The following is an 18356-nucleotide window of genomic DNA, read 5'->3' as shown; positions in this document are numbered from 1 at the left end:
TTGCCGAGTTCCTGAGGGACTCGGCAATTTTTTATTCTTTATAAATTCTTTTTAATGCGTCTTTGAACTGCGGACTGACATTAATTTGCGGCCGAATTTCTTTTGCTTTTTGTACAGCTTCATCGACCGAATTGGCTTGTCCAAGTTCCAATAAGGTGGCTGTGGCAATGGTTCCAGCTCTTCCGCGGCCTGTGTTGCAATGGAAGTAAACGTTTTTACCGGAATTATAGGCGTTTATAACTTCTGTTACTGCGGCTTTAATCGATTCATCTTGATGTTCTGCCTCATCGACGATTGGCTGATGGACGCTGACTTCGCTGGAAAGTGGACCTTTTACTTCCGCACGCAAATCATAAATTACATCAATTTTTTCGTTCTCGAGAAGTTTATCGATAGCATCGATTCCACCGATGAAAATTCGACCAGGTACGAGCGCTTCATACTTTTTGTTTGTCATAAGATCACCTCTGCAATTAAGTATATCATTCATTTATCGGATTTGACGGAGTAGACTTCTAGACTAGGCAATTCCAGGCAGTTTAATTGTCCGCCAAAAACTGCACCACCATCGATGCCGATGATACGATTTTTCCCGAAAAAGATTGAATGCGTGCCGTGTAAATGCTTTGTCGGTGTATGCCCAAAAACGATTGTCTTTTGGCCGGAATATGCGCTGTAAAATTCTTCGCGAATCCACATTAATGTATAGGGAGCTGTTTCTTTAATCGGTTGGTTTGGGTGGACTCCAGCGTGAACAAATATGTATTCTTCAAGTTCAATGAAATGATCAAGATTTTGAATGAATTCGAGATGCCAATCCAGAGTTTCACTATGAAGCTTGGGTTTATTAAACTCCTCATCTTCTGGAACGACAAATTCACTTTCAGTAAATCCATAGCTTTCTAATGTTGTACGTCCGCCATTTCGATTGATCCAGTTTTTCCAATAACGCTCTTCATCGGTTGTTAGGGCTTTGATCATCATATCTTCATGATTTCCTTTAAGCACGAGCGCTCCTTTTGATTTCAATTCAATAACTTTCTCCAGGACTTTTCTTGAATTTGCCCCTCGGTCTACATAATCGCCTAAAAGAATAAGTTGATCATGAGATGAATCATAATTTACGTCGGTTAGTAATCGTTCAAATAGCTCAATTTCACCGTGAATATCGCTTATGACAAGTGTGCGTTTCATCTATTGACAACATCCTTTCAGGTTGCAATTCTTGTGACTCTAACGTACATCAATGATAAACTAATGTAAACATGCGAGAAGTGAGAGGTGGATTTTATGTGCGGTCGATTTACTTTATTCGCCCCGTATTATGATATTGTCGAACGATTTGATATCGAGGCGGCGTTCGAGGAAAATGATTATGTTCCGAGTTACAATATAGCACCTTCGCAACAAGTGGTCGCCATCGTAAATGATGGTGAAAAAAATAGGCTCGGCCATTTGCGGTGGGGTTTAATCCCGCCATGGGCAAAAGATGAAAAGATTGGCTATAAAATGATTAATGCAAGAGCAGAAACTGTTTCAGAGAGGCCAAGTTATAAAAATGCATTTAAAAGGAAAAGATGCATTATTCCAGCTGACTCTTTTTACGAGTGGGAAAATACAGAAAATGGAAAAGTTCCGATGCGTTTTAAATTAAAATCAAATGGAATTTTTGCATTGGCAGGCTTATGGGAATCATGGAAATCGCCAGAAGGCAAGACGATTCATACATGCACAGTCATTACGACGCAGCCTAATGAGCTTGTGAAGCCGGTCCATAATAGGATGCCTGTCATTCTTAGACCTGAGGATGAAGCAGCATGGTTGTCTCCGAATTTAGAAGATTTGGATTTCCTGGGCAATTTACTTGTTCCGTTTGATGAGGGGAAAATGGATGCTTACCCAGTATCATCCTCTGTTAATTCGCCAAGAAATAATGATGAATCACTTATAATTCAAGTGAAATAAATGTTAGGGGGATTCGATTGTTAGTCGATTTATTAGAGAAGTCAAATTATATTGTTGTGTATACAGGTGCGGGCATGTCCACCGAAAGTGGGCTGCCAGACTTTCGTTCCGCCAATACAGGACTTTGGGAGAAAGAAGATCCGGCACTAATTGCAAGTACGGAAGCTTTGAATCGCGACGTGGAAAAGTTCTTCCAATTTTATCGTGAACGCGTACTCGGTGTGAAAGATTGCAAGCCGCATAATGGGCATGATATTTTAGCAAAATGGGAAAAAGATGGGTTAATCAAAAGTATCATTACGCAAAATGTGGATGGTTTTCATTCGGAAGCAGGGTCTGAGAACGTAATGGAACTTCACGGGACATTGCAAAAAGTGCATTGTGAGACATGTAAAAAAGAGTATGGAAATGAAATGTACGAGTCCGAAAGCTTTTATTGCGAATGTGGAGGAAAATTACGTCCTTCTATTGTGTTATTTGGCGAAGGGCTTCCAGAAGAACCATTTATGAGAGCTGTTCAGGAAAGTGAAAAGGCAGATCTCTTTATTGTGCTGGGATCTTCATTGACGGTTACACCTGCCAATCAATTTCCGTTAATCGCAAAAGATAATGGTGCAAAACTTTTAATCGTCAATATGGATCCGACACATTTCGACGATTTGGCGGATGTTGTTATAAATGATAAAAAAATTGGTGAAGTTTTGGCTGAAATCGATAGTCATTTGGTGAAAAAGTAAGTAACGATTTCGATCAAATCAGGTGAATGCCATCATTGTATCTAGCGGACTATTTGGCATTATAATATCCGCTACATCTAAAATAGGTATCGGGAAATATGGAAAACCCCAGTAATAAGGTGTGATTTCATAGAGTTGGAAATAAACAACCAAGGATGTATCGGCAATATAGAAATCTTGGTCTGGACGAATGGCTTTGAATTCGTCGAGCAATTGAATATTCCATTTCTCGATATCTACTTGAATAATCGCAGATAACTGTTTTACGTAGTCACTGCCTTCTTTAAACAATTCTTTTAACGAATATTGTTTTCCTGAGGCGGTGTCGAATGTCAGCGATTTAATAATTGTCATGCCATGCGCGCCGCCAGTAAAGGAATAAACAATCAGGTTTAGACTTAGTATGCCGCGTTGATTGTTTTTGATTTCATAGTAAGCTACCATTTCAACTAGTTCAGGTTTATAGTAACTTTGCTCAATGAGGATTTCATTCAACAAAGTCATGATTGCATGATTGATTTTTGCTTGGGCATCAGGGTTATTTAAATTAGCGACAGCGGGAAAATAGATGTTTACGTTTGGTGAGTTGTGAGGAATTTTTTTAGTAACAATTCGAACGGGAAACTTCAAAAAGAACATCCTTTCATTCATGAGTTATAAAGAATTATATGTTGAACTGAATAAATAAGAACTTAAGAGGGAACGGGGGGACCTTATTTGGTTACATTGGAAGATGTAAAGAAAGCCCAGCTTGGAAATAAAGACTTTGTGCATTACACGCCGATCCTGACTTCGGCACAATTAGATGACCTTTGCGGAAATCGCGTCTTTTTGAAAGCGGAGCATTTGCAAAAGACAGGTTCATTTAAAATACGAGGGGCTGCTAATAAGGTTCAGCAAGCTGTGAAAGAAGGAGCGAACTATATAACCGCAGCGTCTTCCGGAAATCACGGGCAGGCAGTTGCTTATATGGCAAATAGATTGGGAGTTCCTGTGACCATCGTCGTTCCCGAAGATGCAAATGCGGTGAAAATCGCGGCGATTGAGGCATACAATGGAAAAATCGTGAAATGCGGGACGACTTCTGCAGAACGGATTCCAAAAGCGATGGAAATTGCGGAACAAAATAATGGCGTCTTTATTCCGCCGTATGATGATCCGTATATAATTGCTGGACAGGGAACGTTGGGATTGGAAATACTAGAACAAGTTCCAAATGCTGAAATTATCGTAGTACCAGTTGGTGGCGGGGGATTGATAAGCGGCATTTTAACGGCGGTGAAGCAACTTAATCCTGAGATAAAAGTCATCGGGGTGGAACCGGCCACAGCAAATGATACATTTTTGTCTTTACAAACAGGCGAGATCACAGCGATTCCGGCGACGTCAACTATTGCAGACGGCCTTCGTACGTCTCAGCCAGGGGATTTGACGTTTCCTATCGTAAAGGAATATTTGGATGATCTTGTACTTGTTTCAGAAGAAGAAATAAGAGATGCATTTCATTTTATAGTAGAACGCACAAAACAAGTCATTGAACCGTCCAGTGCGGTAACAATCGCAGCGATTCTTTCGTGTAAATTGAATGTTGAAGGGAAACATATTGTTGCCGTTTTATCTGGTGGGAATGTTGATTTGCTGCAGATGGATGAGTTTTTATCACTGAAATAAAAAAATGGAAGAATCCTTTGTTGTAGTAGGATTCTTCCATTTTTTATTTGCCTGTAGTTGCAAAATCTTGAATACGCTTTTCAATTTCATTGCGCACTCTTTGGAACACTGCCCATTTTTCATCTTCAGTGCCGACTGCACGAGCCGGATCGTCGAAGCCCCAATGCCAGCGGGTGATATGCGCTGGTGTTACCGGACAGTTATTATCTGCGTCGCCGCAAAGTGTAATTATATAATCTGCTTTATTTAGAATTTCTTGATCAATCAAATCCGAAGTTTGTCCACTAATGTCGACGCCTACCTCATTCATTGCTTTAACAGCTTTCGGATTAAGACCGTGTGCTTCGATTCCAGCCGAATAGACATGGAATGTTTCGCCTAAAATCTGTTTGCCGAACCCTTCTGCCATTTGACTACGACATGAATTTCCAGTGCATAAGAAATAGAGTGTTTTTTTATTCATTGTATTCTTCCTTTCTTAATTCAGAAATTGTAACCATAAATATAGACCTGTAAGTGTGATGAACAATGTTGGTATCGTTAAGACGATCCCGACTTTGAAATAGTACCCCCATGAAATCTTGACGCCTTTTGTGTTCAATACATGGAGCCATAGAAGCGTTGCAAGGGAACCGATTGGCGTCATTTTCGGTCCGAGATCCGAACCGATAACATTGGCGTAAATAAGCAGTTCTCGAACATGTTCAGGTACATTCGCATCGCTAATTGCAAGCGCATCGATCATAACCGTCGGCATATTGTTCATAAATGACGACAAGATTGCAGCGATAAAGCCCATACCGATTGTTGCAGCGTATAAGCCGTGACTAGCTGTCCATTCGATTAAACTCGTAAGAAGGGAAGTCAACCCCGCATTTCGAAGACCATAGACAACTACGTACATACCGATTGAAAAGAAAACAATCGCCCACGGTGCACCTTTTAGTACAGTTACAGCTTGGACAGCAGGGCTTCTTCGTGCAATTAATAGAAAGATGATTGCAACCGCTCCCGCGATGACTGAAACAGGTATTTCTATCGATTCGCTTAAGAAGTAACCAATAAGTAAAACCCCAAGAACATACCATGAAATCTTGAATAGCTTCACATCTTTCAATGCATCTGCCGGATTTTTCAAGAGCTTTTCATCGAAATGCTTGGGTATTGATTTACCGAAATATAAATACAAAACGAGCATACTTGCGGCAAGGCTAAATAAGTTTGGTACAAACATACGAACTGCATATTCGGTAAATCCGATTCCAAAGAAATCCGCGGATACGATATTCACAAGGTTACTGATGACAAATGGTAATGAAGTAGTATCAGCGATAAAACCCGAAGCCATTATGAAAGGCAATACCATTTTATCTTTGAAATCAAGTGCCCGGACCATTGCGAGCACAATTGGCGTAAGAATCAACGCGGCACCATCATTCGCGAATAAAGCCGAAACAACAGCACCTAACAGTGTGACCAAGAAAAACATCCTTAACCCGCTACCTTTTGCGAAACGCGCCATATGGAGCGCTGCCCATTCGAAAAATCCGATTTCATCAAGAATAAGTGAAATAATGATGAGTGCGACGAATGTCAATGTCGCGTTCCAGACGATTCCCGTAACATCCCAAACATCTTTAAGGCTAACAACGCCTACAAGTAGTGCGATAGAGGCACCGGCAATCGCGGACCAGCCTATCGACAATCCTCGGGGCTGCCAAATCACAAAGATTAATGTAATAATAAAGATCAGTGCAGCAAAAATAACTGACATTAGTGCTCCTCCGTTTCATTGGTGCAAATTTGCTTGAGTAAATCCAATGTTGGGAGAAGACTGAGGAGATGCAATAAAATCGGATATTGCGGATGTTTCGCATTCAACGACCAATATGTCCATCTGCCTCGTCTTTCATCCAATACGATATTTACCTCTTTCAGCCTGCGCATATGCTGACTGACAGCGGGCTGCGACATGTCGAGCGTTGCAGTAAGATCGCAAATACAGAGCGGACCGTCGATAATAAACTTTAAAATCTTCAAACGGGTTCCTTCACCGATTGCCTTTAAATAACTTTCGAGTTCTGAATGATTCATAAGTAACTCCTTATATGATGATTTGACTTGTGTGCATTCCATTGATAACTATATAAGTGAGTGCTTATGCAGTCAAGAGAATTTCATTTTTTTATCAACAACGAATAAAAGCTGTCGAATGACATGATGCACATTTCGGTGTACTATTAACTAAAGAGTTTATGGATAGGGGAGGTTTCGTAATGTCGAAGAAAAAAGATTATGAGGAAGTATTGAGAACAATGGATTCCGAGAAGGTTATTCAAAATATGGACAACCATTATTCTGACAGTCGATTTTGGAGTAAATTGAAGAAATTTGGAAAACAGGCGGGGAAAAAGACTGTCTATTATAGCTTGCTTCTGTTTTACACAGCCAAAGATCCAGCAGTTCCGAAATCTTCTAAAATGATTATTGTGGGAGCGCTTAGCTATCTCATCTTTCCAGTCGATCTTATACCGGATTTCATACCTGCAGTAGGTCTAGCAGATGACGCGACTGTGATTGCAGCAGCCGTTTATAAAGTTGTTTCGCATGTTGATGATGATATTAAAAATAAAGCGAAACAAAAACTAAGTGGATTATTCGAGGATACATCTAATATAGAAATTTAAAAGCTTTCGCGAGGTTTGAACCTCTGCGAAAGCTTTTTTAATTTTAGGAGGTTCTTTAGTAATACTTATAGAATAAACTAATGAACTGGACAGGAGGAATGATATGAGAAAATATTTATTAATTATCTTATGTAGTTTATTTTTAGGTGCCTGTACTGAGGAAAAAGCTTATGTAAGTGATACACCAGACGAAGCGGTTAAAAAATTGGAAATAGATTTTGTCAAAGATGTAAAGGACATTCAATTGGTAGAAATAAACAGCGAACAAAAGATTTCTATTTTCAGAGCGAATGCTTTGAATGAAAACGAACGTGAATATTTTGTAGCGTTTATTGAAAAGAAAGGAAATAAATGGATTGCCAAAGAAGCCTTTGGTGTAGGAAACCCAACCACTACTTCAAGTTTCAGTTCGGGTGGAAACTTGCTTGAAGCAGGATTTATCAACAATACAAATACATCCTTTACACCACAATTCATTAATGGGCAATATATTTTTAAATTACCTAACAATGTGGATTCATTATGGGTGGAAGTTTTAGATTAGTGAGTAAAAACAACCGGTGGGGGTACTTCTTTAGGAAAGAAGAACCCCGCCGATAGAAGTCCACTTTCACTTCATTCATAAACAATACGCGGTGCTTTACGAATGACAACCTCCCAATTCGTGCCCGTTCCGATACGGTAAGCATCCGCAAAGGATCCCTGGTTGATGGCAATCCCGATATTGTCGAGTGAGTTTACATAGACAAGCGGTTCGCCGATATGCAAATCCGCAAACGAACGGCCGTATGTCATGATGTTGTTGTAAATTGTGCGTCCGTCTGTTGTTATTGTCACTTCAAATGAATCCCCATGTTGTTCCGCAATTTCTTTAAATTGTTTACGGCTAATATTGGTCCAAAGATTTCCGAAAGGTCTATCGATAATATCGACGTTCCCCGTAATAACTTCATCTTCAATTGATGAATTTTTAAGCGGCAAAGATATAATTTCAGTTGGATTGAACGAAGGTCCAACATTCTCAAAGCTAATCACGCCTGAAGCGAGTCGAGCGCCTGTATAAGCGAAAATGTCCCGACCATGGAATGTATGAGATTCACCTGAGTTCGGTAGTCTGTTTATGGTCTCATCAATATCTCTAACTTCAGTTATTCCGATGAATTGTTGTACATGCGTCAAAGTACCATTATCCGGGGTTATAATATATTGTCCATTCTCCGTTTTGGCAACAACAGCACGACGATCCGAACCAACCCCGGGATCGACAATCGATACAAAAACAGTTCCTTCCGGCCAATAGCTAATCGTCTGAAGGAGTCGATAAGATGCTTCCCATAAATTGTACTGGGGAATTTGATGCGTAATTTCAAAAATCGGGATTCCAGGTTGCACAGTGTTTGCTACACCGTGCATTGCGCTGACAGCACCGTCGCTATTACCGAAATCCGATTGAAATACTAATAAACCTTTTGTCATTTTAACCACTCCTCGTTGTTAGTTAGTTTATAAAATATTCCGGTGGAGTAAAATTTGGAATTAAAAAATCCCGCCCAAATCAATCCTGCGATTGAAAAGGACGAGATAATCTCTCGTGTTACCACCTTTATTCGTTGCTTATTCACGTAAGCAACCTCAACAAGTACAGAATTCTATATTGATGAACTCTAAACTGTGGTTTGGGTAACGGGAACCAACTCCCGCTGACATCTACTTATGCAGGTCGCTGCATGTTCAACTCAGAGCTCAGAGGCCATTGTTCAAATGAAAGATTTTTTGCTTCTTTTCAGCTACCGAAGCTTTCTGTTAAAAAATCGAACATTTTACTTTTCTCTTCAACGCTTTTAAGTATTGAGTATTAATTTACATGACAAAAATCAGATTGTCAAATGTTTTTGAAGATTTATTATAAACAGTGCTTTTCATGGTAATTGCAATGTGTCGGCGGAGTTTGCTTGCACTTGTTCTAAATTTGCTTGCAGTCTGGGAAGGTTTGCTTGCACTTACCAATGTTTTGCTTGCAAGTCGGGACTTTTAGCTCGCCAGGTTATCAAAAATTACGCACAAAAAAGCGTGTCACGACAAAAAACCGTGACACGCATTTTCATTTTACTCTGTTTCTACTTCTACTTTCTTTTTACGGAACTTCCCTAAGAACTCATAAACAATCGGTACAAATATCAGCGTGAGTAATGTTGAACTCGTTAATCCACCGATAACCGTAACGCCGAGACCTTTGGAAATAAGTCCGCTTCCTTCTGCACCAACTGCTAACGGGATGAGCGCGCCTATTGTCGCAAGTGCTGTCATCAGGATTGGGCGAAGTCTTGTTGTTCCAGCTTCTAAAATCGCCTCTCTTGTTGATAGGCCTTCTTTTTCCATATTAATCACACGGTCAATTAAGACAATCGCGTTTGTTACGACGATTCCGATAAGCATCAGAATACCGATCATGGAAGATACGCTTATTGTTTCACCGGCGATTAATAACCCGACGAGTGCTCCGATTACTGTGAATGGAAGAGAGAATAGGACTGCAAATGGTGCCAGCGCTCCGCCAAACGTAATAACCAAAATCAGATAAACAATCGCGATAGCTGCTAGCATTGCTAGACCAAGCTGTGTAAATGCTTCGGCGATATCTTCAGTAACACCCGCAGTATTTATTTCGACATTTTCCGGTACGGAAAGTTCGTCAATGTCTTTTTGAATATCGCCTGATACTTTGGCAACGTCTTTTGCTGTTAATGTAGCAGTAACACTCGCAAAGACTTTTCCGTTTCGGCGTGAAACTGTGTCAGAACTTGTTCCTTCTTTGACTTCAACGAATTCAGAGATAGGAACTTCCATGCCGAAAGGGGACTGAACTGTTTCTTTTAGTAAGTCATCAATCGTTTTATGTTCTTTTTCTTCAACGTCAATGAACACATCAATTGAGTCGTTTCCGTTTGTGATCTTCGTTAAGACTTCTCGCTGTTTCATCGGGTTTAATTCCATGCCTATTTGGGCTGTGGTTAATCCGAATTGTGTTAGCATTTCTTGATTTGCAACGAGTGTATATTCTTTGTATGTGCGTGCCAAGCTTGTTTTAACGTCTTTCAAATCTTCTTGTCTAGAGAGGACGTTTTCGATATCCAAAATAACCGGTTCAATATCAGTTAAGCTCTTACCATAAACATAGTAGCTAATTGCATTACTAGACCCACCCATGCCGAAGTCTTGAGATTTCCATTCACCTTTCGTGGATAATCCCTCAAGTTCCTTAATCGTGTCTTCTGTAACTTTTGTAAACTCTTCAGTATCCGAATCGAAGGTAACGAACATCAATGCGCCATTCGATGCACCAGGCGACATCGGGTTTTCACCGCCGACGGATAATTGCACGGTTTCGACTTTATCGAGATTCAGTAAATATTTTTCACCTTTCTCGACTTCTTCATTTACCGTGGAAAGCGTTTCACCAGGTTCTGGCGTGTACGTAATGTACATCATTTTTTGCTCTTCATCCGGTAGGAAACTGACGCCGATTACGGGTATTAAGAACAAACTTCCTACTAGAAGTGCAACGGAAATAAGTGATGTGACAAGTTTGTGATTCAATGTCCAGTTTAATATTTTTTCATATATGGCAGCCATTTTACCTTTTTGTTCTTTGCGGCTGTTGCCATTAGAATAAATTTGTTTCTTAAATAATGAATGTGCCAACATCGGTACAATCGTGACTGCTACAAGTAATGAAGCAAGTAAAGCAAAAACGATTGTCAATGCAAATGGCATAAACAGTTCGCCGACCATGCCGCCTACTAATGCGATAGGAAGGAAAACAGCTACTGTAACTAGAGTAGAAGAAGTAATCGGTTTGAACATTTGCAGTGTGGCTTCACGTACAAGTGCTTTTCCTTTTAGTTTTTCTGTCGTTAAGTTCATTCTTCGATAGATATTTTCGACAACAACGATTGAATCATCGATTACACGTCCGATTGCAACGGTCATTGCCCCGAGCGTCATCATATTCAGTGTGATGTCCATCTGATTCAAGAAAATAATTGCGATCAATAATGACATCGGAATGGAGACAATCGAAATAATTGTCGATCTAAAGTTACGAAGGAAAAGCATAATGATCAGGACTGCAAAGAGCGCCCCGAAAAGTGCTTTGCTAAACATCGTTTCAACAGAATCTTCAATTGGTTCTGCTTGATCCATTGTCGTTGAGATGGCTACGCCGTTATTCTCTTTCTTGAACTGTTCCATTTGTTCTTTAACTGCATTAGCTACTTCAACAGTATTCGCTTGTTGTGATTTTACAACTTGAATTGCAATTGCTTCTTTCCCGTTCGTTCTAGAAATGGATTCAGCTTTTCCGACAAGTTCAATCTTCGCGATTTCTCCCAATGTAACAGTAGGGAGTTCTGCACTTTGTTCACCACCGCTATCCATTCCGTCTTGTCCCGGAATTGCAGCAGGCATAACTGGAATTAAAACATTCTTCAAATCTTCAACAGTCGTGATATTTCCATCAACAACGACGGATTGCTCTTCATCGCTAAATTGGAATAACCCTAAAGGCATCGTTACGTCAGAGCCTTTAACAATCATCTTGACCGTTTCTTCATCTAAATTTAACGAAGCCATTTTTTCATGGTCAAATGTTAAACTGATTTCTTCGATTTGCTGACCTGAAATCGCAGCGTTTGAAACACCATCAATTGCTTCAATTCTAGGAACCAATGAATCAGTTACTTTTTTAGTTAACTCTTCTAGATTTGAGTCGTCATCAGAGACACTGATTGCTAGAATAGGGAAGGCATTAATGCTAATTCTTCCTATATCAGGATCCATTGTGCCATCTGGCAAAGTGACATTGGCCAAAGCGTCTTCAACTTCGCCCTCCGCTTTCTCCATATCCGTTCCATAATCAAATTCGATTTGAAGCGACGAGGCGTTTTGGTAAGATGTTGAACTTACAGAAGACACGCCGCTAAGACCCGATACCGCTTTTTCAAGTGGTTCTGACAGATCTTTCGCGACTTGTTCAGGCGTTGCACCTGGATAGACTGTTGTCACACTAACTATCGGAATTGTAATATCCGGTATTGTTTCTAAATTCATTCTTGATCCCGAATAAAGACCTGCAGCTGTTATAATGAATGTTAGAATCCAAACAGCCAACTTATTTTTCATGACGAAATTAACGATTGACTTCATAAGTACCCCCATTTATTGTTTTTGACCAAATTTTGACCATTTGATACACATGCTTTATCATAATAACTGACCAGTCAGTCACGGGTCAAGTGTAATACTTTTTTGGAGGTGTTGATGTTGACAGATAGGAAAACAATGATTATAGAAAAGGCTTCGGAGCTATTCGCAGAAAACGGCTTTGGGGCAACATCTGTTCAAGATATTACGGATGCTTGTGGCATATCAAAAGGAGCATTTTATTTATCATTTAAATCCAAAGATAGTCTTCTTTTTTCTATATTTGAGTATTTTGGGGACAAACTAATTAACCGAATGAGTGAACTGGGTGACTCGCCGGTCAATGACAGAGAGAGGTTCAAATTATTTCTGAGTGTCCAATTTGAAGAGATTGCACATTACTCCGATTTCATCCTCATGCAAATGAGAGAACAAACTAGCCAGATAAGTGAAGAAATGATGGTTTTATTGAATGAATTACGTCGAAAAACGTATGAAATGCAAGAGCGTATTCTGTTAGATGTATATGGTAATGAAATACGTCCGCATATGCCGGATCTCCTCGCTTTATTAGGTGGAATTACAAAAGGGTATATTGAAATTATTGTTTTTAGTAAAGAATCGTTGGATTATGATGAGTTAGGAAATTATATTGTTGAACGAACGGATTCCATTGTCAGTGGTTTATCAAAACCATTTTTGAAAAGTGAACAATTAATTGGATATTGCGTTGCTGAAGAAGAGGGGTTGGCAACAGCTAAAGAGCTTGTGGAAGACATTAAATCAGTTAAGCGAAAAGTGACGGATGAAAGTCTATTAATTAGTTTGGATGTTATCGAGCAAGAACTTTCAAAAGAAGACTACCGAAAACCAGTCATCGTAGGAATGATGTCGAACTTGACAAATCACACCGAAACGGATGTATTGTTAAGCAAGTTAAACACATTCATTAATAGCGATTCGAAATGATTGCTGTCCTTCGCTTTTTATCATGTATTGTGGTAATATTTAGCTCTAGAATAGAAGAGGACGTGAAAGTGAATTGATTACAATCAATGTACCAAATCCCGATATTACAATCGTTCAACGAAAACAAGATGAGAATACCGATGCACCGAAGATAAAGCCTGTTTATGGTTTTATCGATTTTCATGAAATTCCACGCGATAAAGGCGGTCTCATTTTATTTTATAATAATAAAGATGAATTACTTTTCGTTGGCAAAGCGCGTAAACTTCGTCAACGTGTGAGCAAGCATTTTAATGACAATGTCTCTCCGCTCAAGAACCACCGCGATGAAGTAAATAAGATAGAGATTCTGTTAGTGGAAGAGCCGATGGAACGCGATATTTTAGAAACATATATTATTAACACGCAATACGCGAAATACAATGTAGATAAAGTGTATTATAAATAATATAAAAAGCTGATTGCTCTATGCACTCAGCTTTTTTCTACTACTTTTGAAAAAGGTGAATATATGGACAAGCGTTTACAGAAGATTGCTGACGACATTAAAGTGAAATTCGGACTTGATAACTATAATTTAGAAACGCACTCAATACATAAAGAACGAACTAGTTTAGGGGAAGCGTATTATAAATTTAATATGGAATTTTTCCCGAATGAGCTTTCCGGAGAGTTAGAGGAAGATCTAAATCCTGCTGGAACAGCGATTGTTGATTATAATATCCAAAAAGAAATTGTTGAAAGCGTTATTTTTGTAGAAGATAAGTCTCTTTCAACGATGATCCATTTTCCAGGAAAAACGGAAGAAGAGGTCGGATATTGGCTTGAGTCAGAAACAGGATTAACATATGGCAACGATTTTGTGATGACAGAAGTTCTCGAAAACGGTTTTCATTTCAGTCCGAATATCCGGGCCGTTGAAATAACGCCAGTTGGAATGATTGATGTTGAGTTTGATAATGATGGTAAATTGACTTCCTATAATTTATTTGATCCGATTCCAACTAACGAAAATATTGAGTTGGCGGAGTTCACATTAACACTCGAGGAAATCGAACCACTTGTCAAAAAACAACTGCAATTAGTCAACTTTCCTGTAGAAGCCGAAAAGAAATTCGTCCCGGTTTATGCAATGGAAGAAGTCTATGTAACTTTGGGCGGATCCCGCGTGATACCATTCTTGGATCATGAGCGAGAAGAAGTGAAAGTGGATGAAATAATCGAATGGAACGAGCCGCTCAAGGAAGAATTGGCGCGCGGGCATGTCGATTTAGTTTCGGAAGCTACTGCTGATGAGGCTTTTGAAGGTAAAGGTATTGAAGAAAAGCTAGTTGTAACAGCGGATCAAATCGAAAAATCTAAAGATATCGTGCGCGATGTGTTTCGTTCAGAGTATCCAGAGGAATCAGGCATGTGGAAACTTGATACGCTGGAACGACTTGAACATTTTATAAAAGCGACCTGCAGTATGGATGAAACTGCTATGTCTGTATTCAATCGTAAACTCGTCGTATTAATCAATCCAGATACGATGACCTTACTCAATTACGTAGATAATGGGGAAGTGTTCGAGATCTTCGATACGTTCGAACCTGCAGAAAAAGCAGTCGTTTCCCATGAAGATGCATTTGAAAAATTAGTTTCATACATTTCGCTCGCACCGACATATGTATACGATTCCGTTACGGAAAAATATATCCTTTGCGGATTACTCGATGCCGCGGAAGGCGTTAATGCGATAACCGGGGAAGTTGTTCCTTTATCCGATTTTTAACTATAGAACTGGCAACCACTTTTATACGGTGGTTGCCAGTTTTTATTAAGTTTTCAAGTCCGTTACAAGAATAACGCACCACGCAACGAGAGTAAGCCTAAGAGCAACGAGAATAAAATCTAGGCTACGTTATTTGCAGCGAAGCAATCTTGAAAATCGAACGCAAAATAGTCGTGGTATATCGATTCACTCTTTCACATTAACAAAAATCCCATCCAAATTAGCTTCCTTGCTGAGCAAACCTGCTTTCGTCATCCAATCCGCAGTAACTTTCCACACCTCTTCATCCTGAACACCAAATTCACCATTAGACTTCATCTTAGGAAGAAGAATTGATAGAGACTCTTTCTCAACTTCTTCAATAAGCGGGAAGTTCGCTTTATCCTGGTGCTTCAACAAAATCGAAAGTGCTTCATCCGGATCGTTTTCCATGTCGTCAAACGCTTTTCTTGCGGCACGCCAAAATGCTTCGATATTATCTTGTTCTTTAGTCCACGTATCATCACTCGTTACGACTAAGAGTTCGTAAAACGATGGGACCCCATAATCAGTTGGATCTATGTGTCCGGGATTGTATCCTTCATACTCCAGCATTGGAAATTCATGATTGATATACATACCGATTGCTGCATCTGCTTTTTCAGAAACGATTGATGAACTTAATTCAAATCCGACATCGACCATCGTAACAGAATTGAAATCTGCACCATCCGTTTCCATCATCGTTTCGACCATTGCTTCATTGAGAGGGATTCCAGTGAAACCAATTGTTTTTCCTTCAAGGTCTTTCGGAGAATTAATGCCACTCTCATCTAAAAAGCCAAGGTGATTGAGTGGGGATCGAACAAGTACGCCCACCGATTTCACTGCAATATCCTGTTCAGTTTTCGCGATGATGACATCTGGTTGATAGGTGATGCCCATCGTCACTTTCCCAGCGGCGGCTAAATTAATCGGATCTGTTGGATTAGCCGGGAACTGAATATCCAGTTCAATTCCTTCGTCTTCGAAATAGCCTTTTTCTTCAGCCACATAAAGAAAACTATGTACAGCGTTCGGATACCAATCGAGCATAATGCTTACTTTTTCTGTTTCATCTTTATTACAAGCACTTAATACGAATAAAAGCATCATGCTTCCTAAAATCACTTTAATATTTCTCAACTTTTTGTCCTCCAATTTAACATGCGTTTTTCAATATAAGTCACACAAACAAATAATAGAATCCCAACAAAGGTTAGAACGAAAATCGGTGCAAAGACTGCTGCTCCGTCAAATTGCGTCATCATGCGACGACTGAAATAACCGAGCCCAGCTTGTGCACCCAGCCATTCTCCAATTGCTGCACCGATGACGCTTAGCGTTACGGCGACTTTTAAACCTGAAAAGAAATGGGGAAGTGCAATCGGTACGGAATATTTTAAGAATATATCTTTTTTCGTAGCACCCATTGTTAAAAACAATTCCTTAGTATCCTTCTTTCCAGAGGACAATCCGTCGAAAGCGTTCACTGTAATCGGGAAAAATGTGATTAATACAGCGACGGCGACTTTGCTCCAGATTGTGTAGCCAAACCAAAGTACGAAAATGGGTGCTAGCGCAATAACAGGCACCATTTGGGATGCGATTAAAATCGGATAGATTGCTCGTTGAACACTAGCATTTAGAGACATCCAAACTGCAATTGCTGTTCCAAAAATAATCGAAAGCGTAAGCCCGATGACAATTGACAACAATGTCACCGGCAAATGGACTAAAAATAGAACACCTTTTAATTCCCAAAGTCGAACTAAAATTTGAGATGGAGACGGGAGAATGAATGCTTTATCAATTATCCTTGCGCTTATTTCCCATAGAACTAAGAACGCTATCACTATCAATGAAGATGCTGTATTTCTCATGAAGTAACCTCGCTCCGCAGCGTACTAAGTAATCGCTCTTTCAATTCCAACATGTCAGGACGATGCAAATCTTTACGTGTTCGTTCTTGTCGTAGTGGAATTGAGATTTCCTCGACAGCGGTTACAGGTTTATTTTTCAATAAAAAAATACGATCTGAGAGAAATAGTGCTTCATCTACGTCATGCGTGATAAATAGAATCGTTGACTGTCTTTTCTTCCATTGATCAAGCAACCATTCTTGCATCGATAATTTCGTAATCGCATCAAGTGCGGAAAAGGGTTCATCGAGTAAGAGAAGCGGATTCCCGGAAAGAACGGCGCGTAAAAATGCAACGCGCTGTTTCATGCCACCTGATAATTCGGATGGATATTTATCATCTGTACCTTCTAAACCGAACTCTTTTAATAATGGTTTTATTTGTTTATAGGCAGTCTGTTTATCAACGCCGCTAATTTCAAGCGGTAAATACGCATTTTCCAAAATCGTTCGCCAAGGTAGTAGTAGATCTTGTTGTGGCATATAACCTACTTTTCCGAGTCTGCCTTTCTTTTCATCGCCTTCAAGTGTAATGTCACCAGCCAATGGACTATCAAGACCGGTGACAAGACGGAAGATCGTGCTTTTTCCAGATCCGCTCACGCCGACAATTGAAATAAATTCACCTGGACGAACAGAAAACGAAAGTTCGTCCAGTATCTTACTATTTTCTTCATAGCCAAATGTAACATTATTAAATTCCAACATCAGCAGTTTCAACACCTACAACGCCCGGCCACATTTGTTTGTTATTCGCCATATCCCAGAACATGTATTCAAAACGTGTTGTATTTAAAAAGATTTCCTCAAGTTTTTGTAGCTCATGTTCAGGTTTTCCTTCCGCAACTTCATTCATTAAGTCGATGCACCAACCTGCTAGTTCGCCGAATGCTTCAGAAGAATACATGCGAATCCAGTCGCCATATAGCGGGTGATCCGCTGCCCCCGGGATTGCATTTAGTTCTTTACCAATTTCCCAATAACTCCAAGCGCATGGTAGAACGGCGGCGACAACTTCTGCGAGCGTTCCTTTTTGGCTTACATGCAGCATGTAATGTGTGTAGGCGAGAACTATTGGGGAAGGCTTCGCGTTTTCAAGTTCATCTTCCGAAATGCCGAATCTTGCAGCGTATTTGCGGTGAAGTTCCATCTCCGTATTCAATGTGCCTTCAAGAAGTCCCGCAAATTTCCCCATCGTCTCGACATCGTCTGCTTTCACAGCACCAATTGCGAATACTTTGGAGTAATCGATCAAATACAAGTAATCCTGTACCATGTAAAATCGGAAGTTTTCTTGATCAACAGTCCCATCCCCGATACCTTTCACAAATGGATGGTTATGATTCTGTCTCCAAATTGGTAATGTCTTCTCATGCAAGCGGTCAGTGAATTTCATTTAAAACACTCTCCCT

At 39.9% G+C, this 18356-nt stretch carries 20 protein-coding genes and 1 other annotated feature; of the genes, 8 read left to right on the top strand and 12 right to left on the bottom strand.

The window, feature by feature from the left end:
* Window positions 1-31 precede the first annotated feature (31 nt).
* Window positions 32-457 carry a protein-tyrosine phosphatase family protein gene (locus JSQ81_RS04195; RefSeq protein WP_212606478.1) on the bottom strand — a complete coding sequence of 142 codons (426 nt, stop codon included), beginning with the start codon at window positions 455-457 and terminating at the stop codon, window positions 32-34.
* 29 nt (window positions 458-486) lie between these two features.
* A complete protein-coding gene (locus tag JSQ81_RS04190; RefSeq protein WP_212606477.1) occupies window positions 487-1194 on the bottom strand; it encodes a metallophosphoesterase family protein in 708 nt (235 codons plus the stop codon).
* Window positions 1195-1290: 96 nt separating this feature from the next.
* On the opposite strand from JSQ81_RS04190, the gene JSQ81_RS04185 reads away from it, so the two are divergent.
* Together JSQ81_RS04185 and JSQ81_RS04180 are read left to right on the top strand one after the other, a co-directional pair.
* Window positions 1291-1965: an SOS response-associated peptidase gene (locus JSQ81_RS04185; RefSeq protein ID WP_212606476.1), complete on the top strand. Its 675-nt coding sequence runs from the start codon at window positions 1291-1293 to the stop codon at window positions 1963-1965.
* Window positions 1966-1982: 17 nt separating this feature from the next.
* Window positions 1983-2702 carry an NAD-dependent deacylase gene (locus JSQ81_RS04180; RefSeq protein WP_212606475.1) on the top strand — a complete coding sequence of 240 codons (720 nt, stop codon included), beginning with the start codon at window positions 1983-1985 and terminating at the stop codon, window positions 2700-2702.
* Window positions 2703-2720: 18 nt separating this feature from the next.
* On the opposite strand, the gene JSQ81_RS04175 is transcribed toward JSQ81_RS04180, so the two are convergent.
* On the bottom strand, window positions 2721-3332 hold the full coding sequence (locus JSQ81_RS04175) for a DUF3298 and DUF4163 domain-containing protein (protein WP_371812506.1): 612 nt from the start codon (window positions 3330-3332) through the stop codon (window positions 2721-2723).
* An 87-nt stretch (window positions 3333-3419) separates the two neighbouring features.
* Between JSQ81_RS04175 and JSQ81_RS04170 the strand changes: the two genes are divergently transcribed.
* Entirely contained in the window at window positions 3420-4373 is a 954-nt protein-coding gene (locus JSQ81_RS04170) for a threonine ammonia-lyase (protein WP_212606473.1), read from the top strand.
* 43 nt (window positions 4374-4416) lie between these two features.
* Here the strand turns inward: JSQ81_RS04170 and arsC are convergent, their stop codons facing one another.
* From arsC to JSQ81_RS04155, 3 genes are read right to left on the bottom strand one after another with little or no spacing between them, the layout of a single operon-like run.
* The gene (gene arsC / locus JSQ81_RS04165) at window positions 4417-4836 is read right to left on the bottom strand and encodes an arsenate reductase (thioredoxin) (RefSeq protein WP_212606472.1); all 420 of its coding nucleotides are present in this window, start codon (window positions 4834-4836) and stop codon (window positions 4417-4419) included.
* A gap of 15 nt (window positions 4837-4851) precedes the next feature.
* Window positions 4852-6147, bottom strand: coding sequence for an arsenic transporter (locus JSQ81_RS04160; protein ID WP_212606471.1), 1296 nt, complete (start codon window positions 6145-6147; stop codon window positions 4852-4854).
* On the bottom strand, window positions 6147-6467 hold the full coding sequence (locus JSQ81_RS04155) for an ArsR/SmtB family transcription factor (protein WP_212606470.1): 321 nt from the start codon (window positions 6465-6467) through the stop codon (window positions 6147-6149). The genes JSQ81_RS04160 and JSQ81_RS04155 overlap by 1 nt, the downstream gene beginning before the upstream one ends.
* Before the next feature lie 182 nt (window positions 6468-6649).
* Here JSQ81_RS04155 and JSQ81_RS04150 point away from each other — a divergent pair, with 182 nt between their 5' ends.
* Both JSQ81_RS04150 and JSQ81_RS04145 read left to right on the top strand, forming a co-directional pair.
* Window positions 6650-7060, top strand: a complete 411-nt coding sequence (locus tag JSQ81_RS04150; RefSeq protein ID WP_212606469.1) for a YkvA family protein — start codon at window positions 6650-6652, stop codon at window positions 7058-7060.
* A 103-nt stretch (window positions 7061-7163) separates the two neighbouring features.
* The gene (locus JSQ81_RS04145; protein ID WP_212606468.1) at window positions 7164-7604 is read left to right on the top strand and encodes a hypothetical protein; all 441 of its coding nucleotides are present in this window, start codon (window positions 7164-7166) and stop codon (window positions 7602-7604) included.
* Window positions 7605-7675: 71 nt separating this feature from the next.
* Here the strand turns inward: JSQ81_RS04145 and JSQ81_RS04140 are convergent, their stop codons facing one another.
* Entirely contained in the window at window positions 7676-8536 is an 861-nt protein-coding gene (locus tag JSQ81_RS04140) for an SAM hydrolase/SAM-dependent halogenase family protein (RefSeq protein ID WP_212606467.1), read from the bottom strand.
* 93 nt (window positions 8537-8629) lie between these two features.
* Window positions 8630-8905: a binding site (T-box leader), on the bottom strand.
* 261 nt (window positions 8906-9166) lie between these two features.
* Entirely contained in the window at window positions 9167-12265 is a 3099-nt protein-coding gene (locus JSQ81_RS04135) for an efflux RND transporter permease subunit (protein ID WP_212606466.1), read from the bottom strand.
* A 117-nt stretch (window positions 12266-12382) separates the two neighbouring features.
* Here JSQ81_RS04135 and JSQ81_RS04130 point away from each other — a divergent pair, with 117 nt between their 5' ends.
* The 3 genes from JSQ81_RS04130 (at window position 12383) to JSQ81_RS04120 (ending at window position 15005) form a co-directional block, all read left to right on the top strand.
* Window positions 12383-13231, top strand: coding sequence for a TetR/AcrR family transcriptional regulator (locus JSQ81_RS04130; protein WP_212606465.1), 849 nt, complete (start codon window positions 12383-12385; stop codon window positions 13229-13231).
* A gap of 73 nt (window positions 13232-13304) precedes the next feature.
* Window positions 13305-13679 carry a nucleotide excision repair endonuclease gene (locus JSQ81_RS04125; protein WP_212606464.1) on the top strand — a complete coding sequence of 125 codons (375 nt, stop codon included), beginning with the start codon at window positions 13305-13307 and terminating at the stop codon, window positions 13677-13679.
* A 63-nt stretch (window positions 13680-13742) separates the two neighbouring features.
* Entirely contained in the window at window positions 13743-15005 is a 1263-nt protein-coding gene (locus tag JSQ81_RS04120; RefSeq protein WP_212606463.1) for a hypothetical protein, read from the top strand.
* Window positions 15006-15191: 186 nt separating this feature from the next.
* On the opposite strand, the gene JSQ81_RS04115 is transcribed toward JSQ81_RS04120, so the two are convergent.
* From JSQ81_RS04115 to tenA, 4 genes are read right to left on the bottom strand one after another with little or no spacing between them, the layout of a single operon-like run.
* Entirely contained in the window at window positions 15192-16169 is a 978-nt protein-coding gene (locus JSQ81_RS04115) for an ABC transporter substrate-binding protein (protein WP_249336627.1), read from the bottom strand.
* On the bottom strand, window positions 16166-16906 hold the full coding sequence (locus JSQ81_RS04110; RefSeq protein WP_212606462.1) for an ABC transporter permease: 741 nt from the start codon (window positions 16904-16906) through the stop codon (window positions 16166-16168). Before JSQ81_RS04110 ends, JSQ81_RS04115 begins: the two co-directional genes overlap by 4 nt.
* Window positions 16903-17652 (bottom strand): ABC transporter ATP-binding protein, encoded by a 750-nt coding sequence (locus tag JSQ81_RS04105; RefSeq protein ID WP_212606461.1) that lies wholly within the window; start codon window positions 17650-17652, stop codon window positions 16903-16905. The genes JSQ81_RS04110 and JSQ81_RS04105 overlap by 4 nt, the downstream gene beginning before the upstream one ends.
* Window positions 17639-18340, bottom strand: a complete 702-nt coding sequence (tenA, locus tag JSQ81_RS04100; RefSeq protein ID WP_212606460.1) for a thiaminase II — start codon at window positions 18338-18340, stop codon at window positions 17639-17641. Before tenA ends, JSQ81_RS04105 begins: the two co-directional genes overlap by 14 nt.
* Window positions 18341-18356 lie beyond the last annotated feature (16 nt).

It is taken from the genome of Sporosarcina sp. Marseille-Q4063, from assembly GCF_018309085.1.
GTDB lineage: Bacteria > Bacillota > Bacilli > Bacillales_A > Planococcaceae > Sporosarcina.
The sequence above is the reverse complement of the archived record's forward strand: the minus strand, read 5'-3'. Positions and strand labels throughout refer to the sequence as shown.